We start from the raw sequence: 18,321 nt of genomic DNA, 5'->3' as shown, positions 1-18,321 counted from the left end.
GCTCACAACGTCCCGGTTTTCTTCCACGCCAGATAACGCCCGATAAGTTCCGGCCCCAGATCGCAAGGCTGGACGTCGAGTACCGGCATGCCATGGGCCGCCAGGCGCTTGTGCAGCGCCTGGCGGGCGTTCAGGTAGTCCTGGGCGCCGCAGTAGTCGAGCGCGTCGTCCAGGCTCTGCACCGGCCGCAGGCGCAGCTGGTCCAGTACTTCTTCGCGCAGGCTCACCAACAACACCCGATGTTTGCGTGAGAGCCGCTTCAGCGCCCCGTGCAGCTCGGCATCGTCCTCATCGCGCAGGTTGCTCAGAACGATAACCAGTGCCTGGCGCTGTTGCCGGGCCAGCAACCGATCGACCGCTGCGCCGTAGTCTGCGGGCTGTTGGGTGGGCTGCAGGTCGTAAAGACCGTTCAGTAACACGTGAAGTTGCTGTTGGCCCTTGGCTGGGGTGACGTGACGCGGCTGTTCGCCGGCGAAGGTGCAGGCGCCCACGGCATCGCCCTGGCGCAACGCGGCATAGGCCAGCAGCAGGGCAGCGTTGAGGGCATGGTCGAAGTGCGTGAGTTCGGCGTCCTGGCTGCGCATACGCCGACCGCAGTCGAGCATCAGCACGATCTGCTGGTCGCGTTCGTCCTGATATTCGCGGGCAATCGGCATGCGTGCCCGCGCCGTGGCTTTCCAGTCGATCTGCCGCAGGGTGTCGCCCTCGCGGAACTCGCGTAGCTGGTGAAATTCCAGCCCCAGCCCGCGGCGCGGTTGCTGGCGGACGCCGAGGCGATTCAACCAGACGTCGATCGCCTGCAGGCTGGCTCCGTGCAACCGAGCGAAGTCGGGATACACCCGGGTTTCGTCGACAAGCTCAAGCAGGCGTCTGCTGCGCCAGAGGCCCAACGGGCTGGCCAGGCGAAGATCGCAGTGCTGGAAGACGAACTGGCCGCGGCGGGTCGGGCGCAGGCGGTAGTCAAGCTTGCAATGCTCGGCGGGTTGCAGGCGCATGCGTTGCGGGAGCTGTTCGAAGCTCATGCCCTCAGGCACGTGGTCAAACAGCTCCAACTCGATAGCGCGGGAATGTTCGTTGCGCACCAGCAGCTGCACGTTGCTCCAGTGGCCCAGCGATAGATTTCCCGACAGGCTGCGTTGCAGCGCAGGCGACGGCAGTCGCCTCAGGGCGAAGGCGTCGAGCGATGTCACCGTACCCAGCGCCAGCAACAGACCCCACCAGGCGGACTGCCAGTGCCCGGCTTCGACGCCGAACGCGGCGAGAACGCCGAGAGGAATGGCCGCGAGCACCAGCGCGGCCAGCGCAACGAGCAGGCGACGGGATGGCGTCATGCGCGTGGCGCCGCGACCTGATCGAGTAGCTGCTGCAGCACCTGGTCCACCGACAGTCCTTCGATGTCCAGCTCTGCCGACAGGCGCACCCGGTGACGCAGTACCGCCAGCGCGCAACCCTTAATGTCATCAGGCGTGACGAACTCGCCGCCGCGCAGCAGCGCTCTGGCGCGACCACCACGAACCAGCGCGATCGATGCGCGGGGGCCGGCACCTAGCGCCAGCCCCGGCCAGCTGCGAGTGGTGCGGGCAAGGCGCACGGCATAGTCCAGTACCTGATCGTCCAGCGGCAGTTCGCTGGCGATCTTCTGCAGGGCCAGCACATCCCGGGCCTGTACCAGCTGGCGCAGAGCGCTGACGTCGAGCATGTCGGCGCGTGCCGAGCGGGTGACCTGGCGTACCAGCTCCAGCTCTTCGTTCGCCTGCGGGTAGTCCATGCGCAACATCAGCATGAAGCGGTCGAGCTCGGCTTCCGGCAGTGGGTAGGTGCCTTCCTGTTCGATGGGGTTCTGCGTGGCCATGACCAGAAAAGGTTGCGGAACCGCCAGGGCCTTGCCTTCCAGGGTGACCTGGCGTTCCTGCATCACCTCGAGCAGCGCGGCCTGAGTCTTGGCTGGCGCACGGTTGATTTCATCGGCCAGTAGAAGGTTGGTGAACACCGGCCCCTTGCGCAGCTTGAACTGCTCGCTCTGCATGTCGTAGACGGCATGGCCGGTGACGTCGCTGGGCATCAGGTCGGGGGTGAACTGGATGCGCGAGAACTCGCCGCCGAAGCAGCGCGCCAGCGCCCGTACGAGCAGTGTTTTGCCCAGCCCCGGCACGCCTTCGATGAGCACGTGGCCGCCGGCGATCAGCGCGGTCAGAACGCCATCGATGACGTCGTCCTGGCCGATCACCGCCTTGTGCAGCTCGTCGCGCAGTGCCTGGGCGAGCTGGCTGGCTCGCAGGCGCTGGCTCACCGGGTTGGAGGCCGGAGCAGGGTTGCCGGGTTCTGGGATGTGTTCGCTCATAGCGCGTTCCTGAGGGTTTGCAGGTGGGCGACCTGTCGGGTGAATTCGGTAGCCGACAGACGTTGCTGCGGCAGTGGGCGCATGGCCAGCTCGATGCTGGCGATCGGCAGGCTGGAGAGACGGGCGAGCAGTGGCAGCTGGGCATTCGGCGGAAGCTGTTCGAAGCCCGGATGACGTTGCCCTGCTCGGCGCTGGATGTCCTGTTGCAGCGGCTGCAGCAGACTGTGCTGGCGACCATGGCGCAGCAGGAACTCCGCCGACCCACGCAGGTGTTCCTGCAGCTGGCGACGCGCCGGGTTGAGCGGAGCCTGCAGTGGGCCGAAGCGTTGGCCGGCATGCCAGAGCGCGAACGCCACAAGTAGGCCCAGCACGGTGAGAAGTTCGGGGAAATGGCGGCGCAGCTGTGCGAGCAAGCCGTCGTGTTCGCTGCGGTGCACCAGAGTCACCGCGCTGTCCTGAGTCAGATACCAGAGCAGCCAGGCATGGTCGTACTGATCGATGTTGCGGTTCTGCCAGATCCAGCTATCGGTCAGGGCGGTGATCAGCCCGTCACCGTGCTGCAGTTGCAGCATGTGCGTGGCGCCTGCGCTGTTGGCCCAGGCGTGGGCGCGGTTGTTGGCATCGTAGAGGTGAAAGTCGGTATCGAAGGCCAGATAGGCCGGCGCGCTTTCATTCTCCAGATACAGCTTGGTCAGCTGCGGATGCTGTTCGGCTGTGGATGACTGCGGTGTCTGCGCATCATCGTCCAGATCGTCAGCTGCGTACTGCTGCAGATTGAGCCGGTCGAACAGCAGGTCGCCACTTTTGCCGGTCTCTTCATCCCACAGTCGCTCTGCAACCACGACCAGATGGCCGCCGGCGTTTGCCCAGTCCAGCAGGCGCTCGGTCTGCCGCGGGGTCAGGTTGCCGCGGTCCCCGAGCAGGAGCAGCGTCTGGCCAGAGGTGGGCAGGGTCTCAAGTCCGGCGATGCCTTCCTGATGCACGACCTGCAGGCCGAGGCCGCGCAGGAACAGTTCGGCGGCCAGGTAAGCGTTGCTGCGCGCTTCCGGGGTCGGGCCGTGCTCGACGACGTCTTCATAGGATTGCAGCTTGCCGGCCAACCAGATGACCAGCAGACCGATCAGCAGGACCGCGGCCGCGGCGAGCAGGCGAGGGCGGAGTCGGTTCATGGCCTCGACTCCTCGGCAAACAGCGCGCGCCAGCCGGCACACAGTTCGTCGCGGACCACGTCTTCGGCGTTCCGGTGCCCGTAGGCCTGGTGCTGCCAATGCTGCGTAAGTTGCTCGGCAAAGCGCGACAGCGGTTCGCGCTGAAGCTGTCGCACGCGCGCCAGCACCTCGCCCTCGGTATGCGCCGCCTTCAGCGGCAGCTGGAAATCATGCAGCAGGCGGCTGAGCAAGCCGCGATAGAGAAGTGCCAGAGACGCGCGCGGATCCTGCTGCCAGAGTCGTTCGGCCTCGCTGGCAACGTCGTTTGGCAGGCTTTCGGGCGCGACGTCGAGGCCGAACAGCTGCGCGGGTGCAGGTTGGCGGCGCCTGGCCGGCAGCTGTATGCGGCTGCCGAAAGTCTGCAGCCAGTCGCGGTAGCGCCACAGCAGAAGCGCGACCAGCAAGGCCAGTGCGGTCCAGAGTAGAACTTCGAGTGCCTGCGCCAGACTTTCCAGGCTTTCCCACAGCGAGCCACCCTGCAGCAGGCGTTCGAGCAGGCGCGCCAGAGCGCCGGGCTCCTGCGGGCTGTCTTGCGCACCAAAGCGCCAACGGGTGACCGTCTCCCGGTGCTGAAAGGGCGGTTGGTCGAGCAGCGCGTCGATTCGTTCGCGGGCCGTCTCGCTGGTCAGTGGCTGATTCAGCAGACGCTCGCTTTCCGGGCCCTGTTGCGCTGTGTCGGCCGTTGGCGCCGCTGCCCAGGCATCGTGCGCTGCCGGCCAGAACAACAGGCCACAGGCAAGCAGCACCGCTGGTGCAGCGCTGAGCAGGCGCTGGCGCAGTCGACGGAAGGCCAGCTCTATGTCCCAGGCCTCCAGATGAGTGCGTCGATTGAGATAGAGGCTGAAGCCACAGGCGACATAGATAGGCTCCCAGACGATGAGCACCAGCGCATAGAGCAGATTGGACAGGTGTTCCAGCCAGAGCCATTCGGCGCTCAGCCCGAGCAAATCCTCCCAGTTCCAGCGCTGTACCAGCTGCGCCGGCAGCAGGAAATACAGCACGCCGAGCAGGCCGAGCCAGAGCGCTCCTTCCAGATGCACGCCGACCACGGTCAGCCAGCTGGGCGCGCGGCCGCTGCGCAGACTGAGCGTGAGCAGGCGTTGCTTGCGTGCCTTGCCGTCGAGCCCCTCGAGCTGCTGCACTGGCAGATCGAAGCTGCGCGTCGTGCTCAGGCGACGCCAGGTGAGACTGGCCAACAGCTGTGGCCGCAGCAGGCCGGGGAAGGCTCGCAGGCTTTCTCGAAAGTCTGGTGTTTCACCGAACAGTGCTTTGGACAGGATGTGCAGCGGCAAGCGCTCGTACAGGGGTTTGAGCCACCAGAACAGCAGCAGCGCCAGACTTGGGTGCTGCCACAGCAGCAGACTGATCAGGCCGAAAAGCGGCAGCGTCACGGCCGCCCAGGTCGTCATCAGCAGCTTCGCGTGGCGCCTGGCGAGCAGGGTGCCGAGGTCCAGCGCCTCCCATGGACTGCGCGGGCGGATCGAGACGCTGGCATCACTCAGCTGCATGCTGCGCCCTCCCGGCAAACGCGAAGTAAGCGGCCACGATCAGCCAGAGCAGCGCGCCGACGATGTACTTGATCATGGGCGAGGTCAGGGTCATGGATGACCAGTAGGCCTCGACAAAGGCAGCGATCAGCAAGAACAGGGTGGCCCCGCAGACCAGCTGGATGCCTCGCTTGGCAGCCTGACGCAGCGCCTCTGCGCGGGTCAGGCGCCCCGGCGCCACCAGCGCTACGCCGAGCTGCAGCCCCGCGGCGCCGGCAAGGGTGATGGCGGTCAGCTCGAACGCGCCATGGCCGATGACGAACGACCAGAACGGCTGGTGGTAGCCGATGGCGCTCAGGTGGCCCGCGACGGCGCCGATCGTCAGGCCATTGAACAGCAGGAAGAACAGCGTACCCAGGCCGAACAGCAGCCCGCTGGCGAACGTCTGGAATGCGATGCCGATATTGTTCATCACGTAATAGCCGAACATCAGCCAGTCGTCGCCCGAGCCCCGCTCGGCGAAGCGACCCAGGCGGCTGGCGTCCGGGTCGTACATCTGCTCCATCTGTGTGACCTGGTCCGGCGGCATGATGCTGAACACCAGCTCCGGGAAGGTGAAGACCAAAGCGGCCATGCCGAGCAGGCTGCCGTAGAAGAGCAGGCTTGCTGCCAGTACGTAACGCCACTGCTCACGGACCGAGCGGGCGAAGCCACCGGTGATGAACCCGAGCAGTCGCCCCAGCAATGGACTGCGGTGGCGATAGAACTGCTGATGGCCGCGCAGGGCGAGCTGGCGCAACTGATCGATCAGCTGGCTGCTGTAGCCGCGCGATTCGGCCAGCGCCAGGTGTTGGCAAAGACGGCGGTAGGCGGCGGGGAAGTCGCTGGCCTGGCTGGGACTTGGCTTGCCACGCTCCAGCGCGTCCAGCTGACTGATGAAGTCATGCCAGTCGGCGTGATGCTGGCGTTCGAAGGCGGCCTGCTTCATGGCGCGCCTACCAGTGAGCGGGCGATGCCATGGATCTTTGCCTCGGCGTTCTCACCGGTAACCGCCAGCGGTTCGGCAAGGATCGAAGCCAGCTCCAGACGCCGCTCGGCAGAAAGACTGGCATGACGCTCGGAGAAGGCAATAAGAGCGCGTTGCTCATCGAGACTTAACGCAAAAGGCAGTTTGGCAGCTTCCACCTCCGGCAGCGTCGGGCGCGCTTGTGGTCTTTCCCGGTAGACCACCAGCGTCCCTGCGGCGAGATCGCCGAGACGCTTGAAGGCAGGGTGGCCCAGGCAGCTCAGTGCGCCGAGAAAATAGCCGAACGGCAGCATATCGACGAAGCGCAGCAGGTTGCGCGTCAGCGAGGAGGTCCAGCCGACCGGCGTGCCATCGTCATGCACCACTCGCAAACCCAGCCAGTACTTGCCAGGCGTACGTCCCTGGTTCAGTACTTCGAAGAGCACCATGTACCACCATTGCACGAGGAACAGCAGCAGCGTCCCAAGACCGATACCAAAATTGCCCAGCATCCCCAGGATGATGAAGAGGGCCACCAGGATGGCGGCACGGATCGCCAGGTCGATGGCAAAGGCCAGCGCGCGCGGTACGAGCCCGGCCGGACGCAGGAGTAGATCGATGCCTTCGGGCGTCTCCACGCGATGGCTATTGTCGAGCAGCGATGGTCGGTCGAGAGCTGAAGGCAAGGGTAAAGTCGTCTGAGGCAGGCAAAGGTCGATGCTATGCGGCAAGTGCCGCTGCGGCAATGCGCCTGAGTCGTCTGAGCGGAGGGCAAGCCGGAGGGGTGTGATTATGGCGAAGTGCCTGCTCCTTTGCAGGATGTCGTTCGCATACCCAATGCTGAGCGGACAGATCGGTTGACGCACGCGGCGATGTGCCGCCCTGGCTGATAGACTGCCGCGCTGATCGAGAAGGACTCTCCCGTGAATTCAAGCATCTTCTGGTACGACTTCGAAACCACAGGAATCTCGCCCAGCCGCGACCGTCCGTTGCAGGTGGCGGGTATCCGCACCAACGAGGCGCTCGAGGAAATCGGCGAGCCGCTGAACATCTATTGCCGTCCCTCCGACGACATCCTTCCGCATCCGGCGGCCTGCCTGGTCACTGGGATCACCCCCGCGACCCTCGAACAGAAGGGCTTGTGCGAGGCCGAATTCATTCATCGTCTGCATCAACAGCTGTCGTTGCCTGGCACCTGCGGCGCCGGTTACAACAGCCTGCGGTTCGACGACGAGGTGACGCGCTACAGCCTGTACCGCAACTTCTACGATCCCTATGCCCGTGAATGGCAGGGCGGCAACAGCCGCTGGGATCTGATCGATCTGGTACGCACGGCTTACGCTCTGCGCCCGGAAGGCCTGGTCTGGCCTGAAGAGGAGGGGCGGGTGACGCTCAAACTCGAACGACTGAGCGTGGCCAACGGGCTGGAACATCTGAATGCGCACGACGCGCTATCCGATGTGCGCGCGACCATTGCCCTGGCCAGACTCGTTCGCGATCGGCAGCCGCGGCTGTACGACTATCTCTACAACCTGCGCCGCAAGCAGGCGGTACTTGAGCAGATCCGGTTGCTGGAACCCATGGTGCACGTGTCCGGCCGCTTCTCCGCTGCACGGCATTTTCTCTCGGTGGTCCTGCCGCTGGGCTGGCACCCGCGCAATCGCAATGCGCTGATCGTCTGCGATCTGCAGGCCGGACCGGAGCCGCTCTTGCAGGAAACGGCTGAAACGCTGCGTCAGCGCCTGTATACCCGACGTGACCAGCTCGCCGATGGCGAGTTGCCGGTGCCCTTGAAGCTGGTGCACGTCAACAAGTGTCCCGTGGTGGCGCCGCTCAAGGTTTTGCGCACGCAAGACATCCAGCGCCTTGGTCTGGATATGTCGGTCTGCCATAAGCGTGCAGCGATGCTTCGAGAGCAGCGGCAGATCTGGAGCACCAAGCTCGAAGACATCTATCGTGAAGACTGCTTCGCTGGCACTGATGATCCGGAGCAGCAGCTGTATGACGGTTTTCTCGGGGACCGCGACCGGCGGCTGTGCGACCAGGTCCGTAGCCTGTCACCTGCGGAGCTGGCGAAACAGCCATTCCGATTCGATGATGCGCGCCTCGACGAGCTGTTGTTTCGTTACCGCGCACGTAACTTTCCTGAAGCGTTATCCGTCGACGAGCAAGCGCAATGGCGTCAGTTCTGCCAACAGCGGCTGAGTGATGGGGCATGTGGCGCGCCCAATACCCTCGTGCAGTTCGAGTCGGATATCGAGCAATTCATGATCGGCGCCACGCCGGCACAACGGCAACTGTTGCAGCAATGGCGCGAGTACGGTGAGGGGTTGCGTGAGCGTTACCGCTTGAGCAATTAACTCTTGGGGAGGGCGTATGTTTGTGCGCCACGCCTGAATCGAGCGGGGAAGGAAGAGTGCAGCACAAATAAAAACGCCGTTTCCCGACATCAATGATTAATGTCGAGAAACGGCGTTCGTTATAAACCGTAGCCGCTTAGCCGAGAAGGGTGGCCCAGCTTTCCACGGTGTCGGAGCCCCACTGGGCTTTCCATTCTTTCAGGGTCTTGTGATTGCCGCCTTTGGTTTCAATCACTTCACCGCTGTGTGGGTTTTTATATTGCTTCACGCGGCGGGCGCGCTTGCTGGTCGCGGGAGCTTTTGCAGCGCGAGGGCTCTTGCTGTTGCGAGAGGCTTCAGGATCGAGCAGGGCAATGATGTCGCGCAGGGACTTTTGGTATTCACCCATGAGTTCGCGCAGCTTGCCTTCGAATTCCAGTTCCTTTTTCAGCTTGTCGTCTTCGGACAGCGACTTCAGGCGCTCTTGAAGTTCCTTGATGGCTTCTTCAGTAGCGCGATACTCATTGATAAGTGACATATGACTTCCTTGGGATAGGTTTGAACGCAAGTGGCAGCAATCATAGTCCTGCGTAATCCGCAAGTAAATATAGCCTTGTAAAAAAGCCGCACTACTATTTGAAAGGATATGTGACGCAGGCTAAGAACTGCTATTGCAGCCGTGCGCAGGCTTAAATCAAGCGGAAAGCCTGTTTTATCGGACAAGTTTTTTCGATTGGTTTTTATGCTTTGCATAACAATCCGATGACTGCGAGCCGCGCCGTTTGCGTCATCGCGCATAGTTGGCGCTGCGCCTCGATCTTAATGGCGATGGCTGTGCTTTTGTCTGCTGGGCTAGAATGCCGCATTTCCCATTGAGTCGGAGTAACCGTTGATGCGCACTTTCAGGCTGGTCATTGCCTGTCCCGATGGCGTTGGCATTGTTGCCAAGGTCAGTAACTTTCTTGCCACTTACAACGGCTGGATCACTGAAGCCAACCATCATTCGGATCACCAGAGCGGTTGGTTCTTCATGCGTCACGAGATTCGCGCGGACTCACTGCCTTTCGATCTGGACGGTTTCCGTCAGGCGTTCGCTCCGATCGCTCGTGAGTTTTCAATGGAGTGGCGAGTCACCGACTCCGAGCAACGCAAACGCGTGGTGCTGATGGCCAGTCGCGAATCCCACTGCCTGGCCGATCTGCTGCACCGTTGGCACAGCGGCGAGCTGGACTGCGACATTCCCTGCGTGATTTCCAACCATGACGACCTGCGCAGCATGGTCGAATGGCATGGCATTCCCTACATTCACGTGCCGGTCGACCCCGCCAATAAGCAGGAGGCGTTCGCCGAAGTCACCCGCCTGGTCCGCGAGCAGCGCGCCGATGTAATTGTGCTCGCGCGGTACATGCAGATCTTGCCGTCCGAGCTGTGCGACGAGTTCGCCCAGCGCGTGATCAACATCCATCACAGCTTTCTGCCGTCCTTCGTCGGCGCCAAGCCCTATCACCAGGCCTCGCTGCGCGGCGTGAAGCTGATCGGCGCCACCTGTCACTATGTCACCGAGGAGCTCGACGCCGGCCCGATCATCGAGCAGGACGTGGTGCGCGTTAGCCATCGCGACAGCATCGAGGACATGGTCCGGCTCGGCAAGGACGTAGAGAAGATGGTGCTTTCTCGCGGCTTGCGCTATCACTTGGAGGACCGTGTGCTGGTACACAGCAACAAGACGATGGTGTTCAACTGACATTCGGGAGCATCTGTGACCGATCCCCTCGAGCGTGCCGCAGCCAAGGCGCCGCCCATCATCGGCAGTGGTTGTACACAGCGATACGATCCTGAGGCGCTGTCGCCCGAGCAGGGCGCCGAGTTCGCCGATGCCGCAGCGCTATGGGCCGAGCTTCAGGCTGAGCAGGGCAATGCAGGTCGGCAATCGAGGGCATCGACGGCCGACGAGAGCGCCCCATCCGGGGCGCGCGAGCACGACAAGGAGGCGGGTTGATGAAGGCTGCAATTGATCGTCTGGTACTCGGCGCTGATGCGACGGGTGAACCGAACAGCCAGTCCCTGCGCTTGGCCAATCGGCACGGGTTGATTGCCGGAGCCACCGGCACCGGCAAGACAGTGACCTTGCAACGTCTGGCCGAGCAGTTCAGCGATGCCGGAGTTGCCGTGTTCGCTGCCGACATCAAGGGCGATCTCTGTGGCCTGGGTGCTGCCGGTGCACCGCAAGGCAAGATCGCCGAGCGGATCGCCAGCATGCCCTGGCTGAACCATCAGCCGCAGGCGTACCCGGTAACCCTGTGGGACGTGCATGGTCGTAGCGGCCATCCGCTGCGTACTACGTTGAGCGAGATGGGGCCGCTGCTGCTGGGAAGCCTGCTGCAGCTCACCGACAGCCAGCAGGCCGCTTTGTACGCGGCGTTCAAGGTGGCAGACCGCGAAGGCCTGCTGTTACTCGATCTGAAGGACCTCAAGGCGCTGTTGGCTCACCTCAAGGCTGAGCCGCAGTTGCTCGGCGAGGACGGTGCATTGTTTACCGGTGCATCGTCACAGGCCCTGCTGCGACGCCTGGCAACGCTCGAACAGCAGGGCGCCGAGGCGCTGTTCGGTGAGCCAGCCCTGCAACTCGAGGATCTGTTGCACCCCGCGGCGGACGGCCGAGGTCCCATCCATCTGCTCGATGCCAGCGTACTGGTGCATGAGGCGCCCAAGGTTTATGCGACCTTCCTGCTATGGCTGCTTGCCGAACTCTTCGAGCAGCTTCCGGAGCGGGGCGATGCCGACAGGCCTTTGCTGGTCCTGTTCTTCGATGAGGCGCACCTTCTGTTTGGCGATACGCCCAAGGCGTTGCAGGAGCGGCTGGTGCAGGTGGTGCGGCTGATTCGTTCGAAAGGTGTTGGCGTCTATTTCGTCACTCAGTCCCCAGCCGATCTGCCTGACCAGGTACTGGCGCAGCTGGGGCTGCGAATCCAGCATGGTTTGCGGGCATACACCGTCAAGGAGCAGAAAGCACTGCGCTCGGTGGCTGACGGATTTCGTGCGAACCCGAACTTTGCGACGCTGGATGTGCTGACCCAGTTGGGCATCGGCGAGGCCCTGGTCGGTGGGCTCGAGGCGAAAGGCACGCCGGCGATGGTGCAGCGAGTCTCGATCGCGCCGCCACAGTCGCGAGTGGGGCCGCTGAGTGAAGCTGAGCGCATGCAGCTTATCGCGAGGTCCAGCTTGCGTGGCCGTTATGACAAGCCCGTCGACCGTGAGTCGGCCTACGAAATACTGAGTGCTCGGGCCATGCAGGCAGTCGAGGAGGCTGAGCGTCCGGTCGAGAAGCCTGCGCGAGGCAAGAGCAGTGCAGGCAGCGATCTGGGGGATCTGGCCGGACGAGTCGTCAAAAGTGCGTTGAGCCAGGCTGCCAGTCAGTTGGGGCGTCAGTTGGCCAGAGGGTTGCTCGGCTCGTTACTCGGCGGTAAGCGCTGACTTATCGGCGCTCTTCAGTTCACTACTGCTGTTTGTATTGGCTGCGCTAGTTGACTTCCTGACCTGCACGGAGGTCAGGATCAGGCTTGCCCAGTTGCCGCGCTTTCACAATCGGCATGTTTTTCCTGTTCGAGCTTCTGCAGTTCCCGCTGAAACACTTGATCAAGCACAGTGGGTTTCTTGCGCCACGGCTTGCGCTCGGGTTCGCGTTCAGCCGCGTAAGTCGTAATTTCACCACCATAGACATTGGTAAAGCGCTGCGCCTGGCGCTCAAGTTCGGCGCGCAGTTCGTCTTTCGTCACGTAAGGATCCTGTTTTTCTAGTTTGAATTAAGACGCCTCTGAAAATGAATGACGCGTCTTTGGTTGTAACCGAAGTTTTCAGTTGCAACAGAGTCGAGCTTATGTGCGTGAGACTGGAGGTCAACTGAAAAGGTTTAAGCAATTACGTGGCAGGCGGCAGATTCGAGCAGTAGTTCAAAAAAACCAGGTTATCTGCGGCATTGACACTACGTTTGCGGCAAGGCGCTACACGGATTTCCGCAAGTATGCGCTTTCAGGTACGCACAGAGCCAGAAATCGAGCAAAGAAAAACCCGCCGAAGCGGGCTTTCCTCTCGTTACTTGGCGAACATTAACGGGCAACTTTGGCTTCGTTGCTCTGTTCGGCGCGGCCGTAAACGTCATCAAAGCGCTCGATGTCGTCTTCACCCAGATAGCTGCCGGACTGGACTTCGATGATCTCCAGCGGAATTTTCCCGGGGTTGGCCAGGCGATGCACTGACGTGATCGGGATATAAGTCGACTGATTTTCGGTGAGCAGGAAAGTCTTGTCGTTGCAGGTGACCTGAGCGGTACCGGAAACAACGATCCAATGCTCGGCGCGATGGTGGTGCATCTGCAGGGAGAGGCTGGCCCCTGGGTTCACGCAGATACGCTTGACCTGGAAGCGGCCACCCATGTCCACCGAGTCATACCAGCCCCAAGGGCGGTACACGGCGCAGTGGTTCTTGGTTTCGCTGCGGTCCTGAGCGTCGAGCTTGCTGACCAGCTTCTTGACGTCCTGCACCTTGTCCTTGTGGGCAACCATCATGGCGTCCTTGGTCTCCACCACCACGATGTTTTCCAGGCCGAGCACGGTGACCAGTTTGCCGTTGCCGTGTACCAGGCAGTTGCGAGAGTCTTCGGCGATCACGTCGCCCTTGAGGACGTTGCCGTTCTCGTCCTTCTCGTGCACATCCCAGATCGAAGACCAGGAGCCGACATCGCTCCAGCCAGCCGACATGGGCACTACGCAAGCCAGTTGAGTCTTTTCCATCACTGCATAGTCGATGGAATTGTCCGGGCAGCAGGCGAAGGTGGCGGGGTCGATCAGCACTTCTTCGCCGTTCTTCACGCTGCGCTCCAGAGCGAGCGAGCAGGTATCGTAGATGTCCGGATCGTGCTTCTTCAGTTCTTCCAAGAACACGCTGGCGCGGAACAGGAACATGCCGCTGTTCCAGAAATAGTCACCTGACTCCAGATAGCTCTGGGCGCGAGCCTCATCCGGCTTCTCGACGAACTGCGCCACGCGCTTGATGCCATCGGGCAGACCATGATTGGCGTCCTGGCTGGCCTTGATATAACCGAAACCGGTTTCAGGACGGGTCGGCGGAACACCGAAAAGGACCATCTCGCCGTTTTCCGCGGCATTGGTCGCCAGTGCCAGGGAGCGCTGGAAGGCCTTCTGGTCTTCGATGACGTGGTCGGCCGGCAGGACCAGCAGCAGCTCGTCGCGTCCCTCTTCAACCAGCTTCATCGCCGCGATCCCAATGGCCGGTGCGGTGTTACGACCGAAAGGCTCGAGCAGAAGGCCTTGAACGCCGAGTTTGCGCGCGGCCAGCTGCTCCTTGACGATGAAACGGTGGTCCTTGTTGCAGACCAGCAGCGGTTGCTGCATGCCATCGAACGCCAGGCGTTCGACGGTTTGCTGGAACAACGTCTGCTCGCCGGTCAGGGCAAGAAACTGCTTGGGGAACGACTTGCGGGAAAGGGGCCACAGTCGGGAGCCGCTACCGCCTGAAAGAATAACCGGGATCATATTGCTTCTCCTGAATCGTTTCGAAGGTCGTTCTACTTGTCCGGTGACGCCGGCCTCTTGGCCGCGCCTGGGTTGTTGCTGTTCTTTGTCGGGGGAATCGCCAGTTGGCTAGACGAAATCCGCTGTCCCGAGGCATGCCTCGAGATTGAAATCTGCTGTCTGGTTAATCGCCTGTATGTCGCACCATGGCCGTTAGGCCGCATGTGTCTCGGGCGAGATGTCGATCATGGTCATCTGCACCGGGCACTCGTGGTCGGCGTTTGGCGCGCTACTGAGGAGCGCCATCGTCGCGCGCGGTGTGTGGCACCTGTCGGTCGAACGGGAGTGATGCGCTTGCATGGCCGTAACCCTCTGTTCGTGCCTTGCTCGGCGTTTGCCGTGTCAGATGCCGCGTAGGCTCTGCTCGACGCCGCGGCTGTGGGCTGGATAATCAGCCGTATCGCCGTCTGAAGTTGCGCTACCGCCAAGATCGACTGACGATCTCGAACGGAGCGATCTGCGAAATTGATGACCCAATGCACGTTCATGTGCGACTTCCCTTTCCACCTGGAATTGTCGGTACGCGCTTATGATTGCGAGCCACGCTGGATAGTTCCCGCCTCAGCAACCGTTGATCGGCCAGTTTTTGCGAACAGATTCAAGGTGCGCTCATCTGCGCAGGGCAATGCGGACGGTTGATCGGGAGGTCTTGGTAGAGGCAGTGGGACGTGCTGGGCGGACCCGCTAATGGAGTCGCTGAGGGCAGCGGTAGAGCCCGTACGGGCTCTGCCGCCGGCATTGCGTTTTACTGGTCGGCGGCGTCGCGCAGGAATACCAAGCGGTCGCGGGTCGAGTCATCCCGGCTGTAGCGGTAGCCCTGGTAGTCGAACTCTGGCAGCTGATCGGGGTTGCCGATACGCTCCTTGATCACCCAGCGTGCCATGAGGCCCCGAGCCTTCTTGGCGTAGAACGAGATGATCTTGTACTGGCCGCTCTTCATGTCCTTGAAGTCGACGTTGATGACCCGTGCGTTCAACGCCTTGGGTTTGACCGCGCCGAAGTACTCGTTGGAGGCCAGATTCAGCAGGACATCGTCACCCTGCTCGACAAGTGCCTCGTTCAGCCAGCCAGTGATGCGCTCGCCCCAGAATGCGTACAGATCCTTGCCGCGCGGATTGGCCAGTTTGGTGCCCATTTCCAGCCGATACGGCTGCATCAGGTCCAGCGGCCGTAACAGGCCGTAGAGCCCCGACAGCATGCGCAGATGCTCCTGTGCGAACAGCAGGTCGCTCTCGGTGAAATCTTCGACGCTCAGGCCGGTGTAGACATCGCCCTTGAAGGCGAGCAGTGCCTGTTTGGCATTCTCCGGCGTGAATTCAGCCGACCAACTCCCGTAGCGCGCGACGTTCAGGGCGGCCAGCTTGTCGGAAAGGTGCATGAGTTCGCTGATCTGCGCTGGGGAGTAATCGCGCAACAGGTCGATCAGCAGTTGCGAGTGCTCCAGGTACTGAGGCTGAGTGAAGCGTTCGGTTATCGGGGGTGTTTCATAGTCGAGCGTCTTGGCGGGGGAAATCACCATCAGCATGTACGGGTCTCCTGTCTGATGGCGCGATTGTAGGGGTACGAGCGGAGCGGCTCCAGCTATGGCGGCCATAGGCAACGGTTGACCTTCCCCGCGTGGCAAGGCACAAGCTGGAAGGCGTCAATCAAGGAGTTCGTATGTCTGGCTGCAATCATGCGCAATGGCAACCACCTCACGACTACCGTCCGCTGGAGCGCAGCTCCGAGCGTCAGACCTGGGCGGTGGTCATTCTGACCGGCTTGACCATGTTGGTGGAGATCATCGCCGGTTACTGGTTCAACTCCATGGCGTTGCTGGCGGACGGCTGGCATATGGCCTCGCACATGGTAGCCATCGGCCTGGCGGCGTTGGCGTATCTGCTGGCTCGGCGCTACGCGGCGGACCAGCGTTTCGCGTTCGGAACTTGGAAGATCGAGGTGCTGGCCGGTTTCACCAGCGCCTTGCTGCTGGTCGTAGTGGCGCTGTTCATGATCGGCGAATCGCTGTCGCGGCTCTGGTCGCCGGTCGCGATCGGTTTCGATGCAGCGTTGATGGTCGCCGTGATCGGCTTGCTGGTGAATCTGCTGTCCGCCTGGTTGCTGCGGGATCAGCATGACCACGGTCACGGTCACGGTCACGGTCACGGTCACGACGAGCATGCGCATGACCATTCGCGTGAGCATGAACACGCTTCGGGTGGCAAGGACCTGAATCGGCACGCCGCCTTCATCCATGTGCTGACCGATGCGCTGACGTCGGTGGCTGCGATCATCGCGCTGCTGGGCGGCAAGTTCTTCGGCTGGAGCTGGCTGGACCCGGTGATGGGTATCGTCGGCGCGCTGGTGATCCTTGTATGGGCGCGCGGCCTGTTGCGCGATACCGCCAAGGCGCTGCTAGATCGGGAGATGGACGATCCGCTGGTGCACAGGGTTCGGGAAGCGCTGCAGGAGGTGCCGGATACCGAGGTCGCCGATCTGCATCTGTGGCGGGTAGGGCGGTCGCAATACAGCTGTATCCTGAGCCTGGTGACGCATCAGGCGCACACCGCCGACCACTACAAGGCTGCGTTGCAGGGCTTCCCACAGCTGGTACACATCACCGTGGAAGTGAATCGCTGCGACGAAAGCGCGCACCTTGATCATCGACAATAGCGCGCCTGAAATACGCGCGCCAAGGCCGTTTGGTCGATTCGTGAAAAAAAGCCGAGTTCAACGGAAAAGTCTTTTGTCTGTCATAACTTTTACGGTATTACCGAATTCAGACCGCCGAACCCTGCGACACAGGTGGCGGCTCCTGGGCAGCCCCGAATCCACCGGCTACCCTCGTCCGCTCACCTGAATCGCATGGCGGTTACTGTGCAGCGAAGCGCTTTTGGCTCTTCGTTTCTGGCCCCAGAAGAAGGTGATCGGTATGGATGACTACGGCAGACCTCGCGCGACCCAGCCCACGCTCTACGTCCTCGACACGAATGTACTGATCCACGATCCCAACGCTTTGCTGAACTTCCAGGAACATCAGGTCGCCATCCCGATGACCGTGCTGGAGGAACTCGACCAACTCAAGGCTGGCAAGCACAGCGTCGCAGCCGAGTGTCGTCAGGCAATCCGCTTGATCGACAAGCTGCTCGGTGACGCCACGCCGGAAGAGGTCGAACTCGGCGTGCCGATCCAGCGCGGCAAGAGCGGGCCTTCCGGCAGTCTTTCGATCCTCATGAGCAAGCGTGGCGAGTCCAACGCGTTGCCGGAGGATCTGAACGACAACAAGATCATCAATCAGGTGGTCGAGCTGAGCCGGCATCGTCCTGGCTTGCCTGTGGTGCTGGTGACCAAGGACATCAACATGCGCCTGAAGGCGCGTGCCTGTGGCGTAGCGGCGGAGGATTACCATACCGATCAGCTGGTCGATGACGTCGGCCAGCTTTCCCCCGGCTATCACAGCGTCAGCGGCTCGTTCTGGGATCGCGTGAGCAAGGTCGAGACCCATCAGGGGCATGGGCGCACCTGGCACCGCGTGCAGCTGACCGACAACCTTCCCGCGGTACACATCAACGAGTTCATCATCGACGAACAGGGCTTTGTCGGCTGGATCAAGGGCATCAAGGCCGATGAGCTGCTGCTCCTCGACCTGCATCAGGAGCCGCTGCTGCATCAGGAGGCCTGGGGCCTGCGCCCGCGGGACATCCATCAGGCATTGGCGCTGTTCGCCTTGCTCGACCCGGATATCCATCTGGTCAACCTGTCCGGCGCCGCAGGTTCGGGCAAGACCATTCTCGCGCTAGCTGCGGCCATCGAGCAGACCGTGGTCAGCAAGCGCTACCGGCGCATCATCGCCACCCGCAGCGTACAGGGGCTGGACGAGGACATCGGCTTTCTGCCCGGCACCGAGGCCGAGAAGATGGAGCCGTGGCTGGGTGCAATCACCGATAACCTCGAAGCGCTGCACATGGAGGACGAGAACACCCACGGCAGCATCGACTACATCCTGCAAAAGGTGCCGCTGCAGTTTAAATCGCTTAACTACATCCGCGGTCGCAGCTTCCAGCAGAGCCTGATCCTGATCGACGAATGCCAGAACCTCACGCCGCACCAGATGAAGACCATCATCACCCGTGCGGGCAACGGTTCGAAGGTGGTCTGTCTGGGCAATCTGGCGCAGATCGACACGCCGTATCTGTCGGCGACCAGTTCGGGGCTTACCTACCTGACCGAGCGCTTCAAGGATTTCTCCCACGGCGTGCACATCACCTTGCAGGGTGTACCGCGTTCGGTGCTGGCCGAATACGCCGAAGCGCACATGTAGCGGAGGCGCGTGCGGCGATGCCCGGTAGTACCTCTTACGGGGGCGGGTT

The 18,321-nt window shown here is 62.1% G+C and carries 16 protein-coding genes; 6 read left to right on the top strand and 10 right to left on the bottom strand.

Annotation, left to right across the window (positions count from 1 at the left end; translation table 11 throughout):
* Window positions 1–2: 2 nt before the first annotated feature.
* The 6 genes from RT582_RS14475 to RT582_RS14450 are packed head-to-tail and all read right to left on the bottom strand — an operon-like array spanning window position 3 to window position 6,728.
* On the bottom strand, window positions 3–1,331 hold the full coding sequence (locus RT582_RS14475) for a DUF58 domain-containing protein (protein ID WP_313478096.1): 1,329 nt from the start codon (window positions 1,329–1,331) through the stop codon (window positions 3–5).
* A complete protein-coding gene (locus RT582_RS14470; RefSeq protein ID WP_014821274.1) occupies window positions 1,328–2,341 on the bottom strand; it encodes an AAA family ATPase in 1,014 nt (337 codons plus the stop codon). The genes RT582_RS14475 and RT582_RS14470 overlap by 4 nt, the downstream gene beginning before the upstream one ends.
* On the bottom strand, window positions 2,338–3,510 hold the full coding sequence (locus tag RT582_RS14465) for a DUF4350 domain-containing protein (protein WP_313478093.1): 1,173 nt from the start codon (window positions 3,508–3,510) through the stop codon (window positions 2,338–2,340). The genes RT582_RS14470 and RT582_RS14465 overlap by 4 nt, the downstream gene beginning before the upstream one ends.
* Complete coding sequence (locus RT582_RS14460; RefSeq protein WP_102831948.1) at window positions 3,507–5,057, bottom strand: DUF4129 domain-containing protein; 1,551 nt, start codon at window positions 5,055–5,057, stop codon at window positions 3,507–3,509. Before RT582_RS14460 ends, RT582_RS14465 begins: the two co-directional genes overlap by 4 nt.
* Window positions 5,044–6,024 carry a stage II sporulation protein M gene (locus tag RT582_RS14455; protein ID WP_313478090.1) on the bottom strand — a complete coding sequence of 327 codons (981 nt, stop codon included), beginning with the start codon at window positions 6,022–6,024 and terminating at the stop codon, window positions 5,044–5,046. Before RT582_RS14455 ends, RT582_RS14460 begins: the two co-directional genes overlap by 14 nt.
* Window positions 6,021–6,728 carry an RDD family protein gene (locus tag RT582_RS14450; RefSeq protein ID WP_313478089.1) on the bottom strand — a complete coding sequence of 236 codons (708 nt, stop codon included), beginning with the start codon at window positions 6,726–6,728 and terminating at the stop codon, window positions 6,021–6,023. The genes RT582_RS14455 and RT582_RS14450 overlap by 4 nt, the downstream gene beginning before the upstream one ends.
* Window positions 6,729–6,965: 237 nt before the next feature.
* Here RT582_RS14450 and sbcB point away from each other — a divergent pair, with 237 nt between their 5' ends.
* Window positions 6,966–8,402 carry an exodeoxyribonuclease I gene (gene sbcB, locus RT582_RS14445; RefSeq protein ID WP_313478085.1) on the top strand — a complete coding sequence of 479 codons (1,437 nt, stop codon included), beginning with the start codon at window positions 6,966–6,968 and terminating at the stop codon, window positions 8,400–8,402.
* A 136-nt stretch (window positions 8,403–8,538) separates the two neighbouring features.
* Here sbcB and mvaT read toward each other — a convergent pair whose 3' ends face one another.
* Window positions 8,539–8,919, bottom strand: coding sequence for a histone-like nucleoid-structuring protein MvaT (gene mvaT, locus RT582_RS14440; protein WP_003303488.1), 381 nt, complete (start codon window positions 8,917–8,919; stop codon window positions 8,539–8,541).
* A gap of 354 nt (window positions 8,920–9,273) precedes the next feature.
* On the opposite strand from mvaT, the gene purU reads away from it, so the two are divergent.
* The 3 genes from purU to RT582_RS14425 are packed head-to-tail and all read left to right on the top strand — an operon-like array spanning window position 9,274 to window position 11,855.
* Complete coding sequence (gene purU, locus RT582_RS14435) at window positions 9,274–10,125, top strand: formyltetrahydrofolate deformylase (protein WP_023446811.1); 852 nt, start codon at window positions 9,274–9,276, stop codon at window positions 10,123–10,125.
* Window positions 10,126–10,140: 15 nt separating this feature from the next.
* Window positions 10,141–10,380: a hypothetical protein gene (locus tag RT582_RS14430; RefSeq protein ID WP_278447430.1), complete on the top strand. Its 240-nt coding sequence runs from the start codon at window positions 10,141–10,143 to the stop codon at window positions 10,378–10,380.
* Window positions 10,380–11,855, top strand: coding sequence for a helicase HerA-like domain-containing protein (locus RT582_RS14425; RefSeq protein WP_313478081.1), 1,476 nt, complete (start codon window positions 10,380–10,382; stop codon window positions 11,853–11,855). Before RT582_RS14430 ends, RT582_RS14425 begins: the two co-directional genes overlap by 1 nt.
* A gap of 80 nt (window positions 11,856–11,935) precedes the next feature.
* Here RT582_RS14425 and RT582_RS14420 read toward each other — a convergent pair whose 3' ends face one another.
* The 3 genes from RT582_RS14420 to yaaA form a co-directional block, all read right to left on the bottom strand.
* Window positions 11,936–12,157 carry a hypothetical protein gene (locus tag RT582_RS14420; RefSeq protein WP_014821265.1) on the bottom strand — a complete coding sequence of 74 codons (222 nt, stop codon included), beginning with the start codon at window positions 12,155–12,157 and terminating at the stop codon, window positions 11,936–11,938.
* Window positions 12,158–12,487: 330 nt separating this feature from the next.
* Window positions 12,488–13,933 (bottom strand): mannose-1-phosphate guanylyltransferase/mannose-6-phosphate isomerase, encoded by a 1,446-nt coding sequence (locus RT582_RS14415; protein WP_042928557.1) that lies wholly within the window; start codon window positions 13,931–13,933, stop codon window positions 12,488–12,490.
* 784 nt (window positions 13,934–14,717) lie between these two features.
* A complete protein-coding gene (yaaA, locus tag RT582_RS14410) occupies window positions 14,718–15,497 on the bottom strand; it encodes a peroxide stress protein YaaA (protein ID WP_179484671.1) in 780 nt (259 codons plus the stop codon).
* A 134-nt stretch (window positions 15,498–15,631) separates the two neighbouring features.
* Here yaaA and dmeF point away from each other — a divergent pair, with 134 nt between their 5' ends.
* A complete protein-coding gene (gene dmeF, locus RT582_RS14405; RefSeq protein ID WP_313478078.1) occupies window positions 15,632–16,624 on the top strand; it encodes a CDF family Co(II)/Ni(II) efflux transporter DmeF in 993 nt (330 codons plus the stop codon).
* Between the two features lie 259 nt (window positions 16,625–16,883).
* Window positions 16,884–18,272 (top strand): PhoH family protein, encoded by a 1,389-nt coding sequence (locus RT582_RS14400; RefSeq protein ID WP_179484669.1) that lies wholly within the window; start codon window positions 16,884–16,886, stop codon window positions 18,270–18,272.
* Window positions 18,273–18,321: the final 49 nt, after the last annotated feature.

Source organism: Stutzerimonas kunmingensis (assembly GCF_032106285.1).
Classification (GTDB): Bacteria; Pseudomonadota; Gammaproteobacteria; order Pseudomonadales; family Pseudomonadaceae; genus Stutzerimonas; species Stutzerimonas kunmingensis_B.
This window is presented reverse-complemented; position numbering and strand designations above follow the sequence as displayed.

Excerpts from the sequence above, each read along its gene's own strand:
- RT582_RS14475 (WP_313478096.1), bottom strand. The coding sequence starts at position 1,331 with ATGACGCCATCCCGTCGCCTGCTCGTTGCGCTGGCCGCGCTGGTGCTC.
- RT582_RS14470 (WP_014821274.1), bottom strand. The coding sequence starts at position 2,341 with ATGAGCGAACACATCCCAGAACCCGGCAACCCTGCTCCGGCCTCCAAC.
- RT582_RS14465 (WP_313478093.1), bottom strand. The coding sequence starts at position 3,510 with ATGAACCGACTCCGCCCTCGCCTGCTCGCCGCGGCCGCGGTCCTGCTG.
- RT582_RS14460 (WP_102831948.1), bottom strand. The coding sequence starts at position 5,057 with ATGCAGCTGAGTGATGCCAGCGTCTCGATCCGCCCGCGCAGTCCATGG.
- RT582_RS14455 (WP_313478090.1), bottom strand. The coding sequence starts at position 6,024 with ATGAAGCAGGCCGCCTTCGAACGCCAGCATCACGCCGACTGGCATGAC.
- mvaT (WP_003303488.1), bottom strand. The coding sequence starts at position 8,919 with ATGTCACTTATCAATGAGTATCGCGCTACTGAAGAAGCCATCAAGGAA.
- purU (WP_023446811.1), top strand. The coding sequence starts at position 9,274 with ATGCGCACTTTCAGGCTGGTCATTGCCTGTCCCGATGGCGTTGGCATT.
- RT582_RS14425 (WP_313478081.1), top strand. The coding sequence starts at position 10,380 with ATGAAGGCTGCAATTGATCGTCTGGTACTCGGCGCTGATGCGACGGGT.
- RT582_RS14415 (WP_042928557.1), bottom strand. The coding sequence starts at position 13,933 with ATGATCCCGGTTATTCTTTCAGGCGGTAGCGGCTCCCGACTGTGGCCC.
- yaaA (WP_179484671.1), bottom strand. The coding sequence starts at position 15,497 with ATGCTGATGGTGATTTCCCCCGCCAAGACGCTCGACTATGAAACACCC.
- dmeF (WP_313478078.1), top strand. The coding sequence starts at position 15,632 with ATGTCTGGCTGCAATCATGCGCAATGGCAACCACCTCACGACTACCGT.
- RT582_RS14400 (WP_179484669.1), top strand. The coding sequence starts at position 16,884 with ATGGATGACTACGGCAGACCTCGCGCGACCCAGCCCACGCTCTACGTC.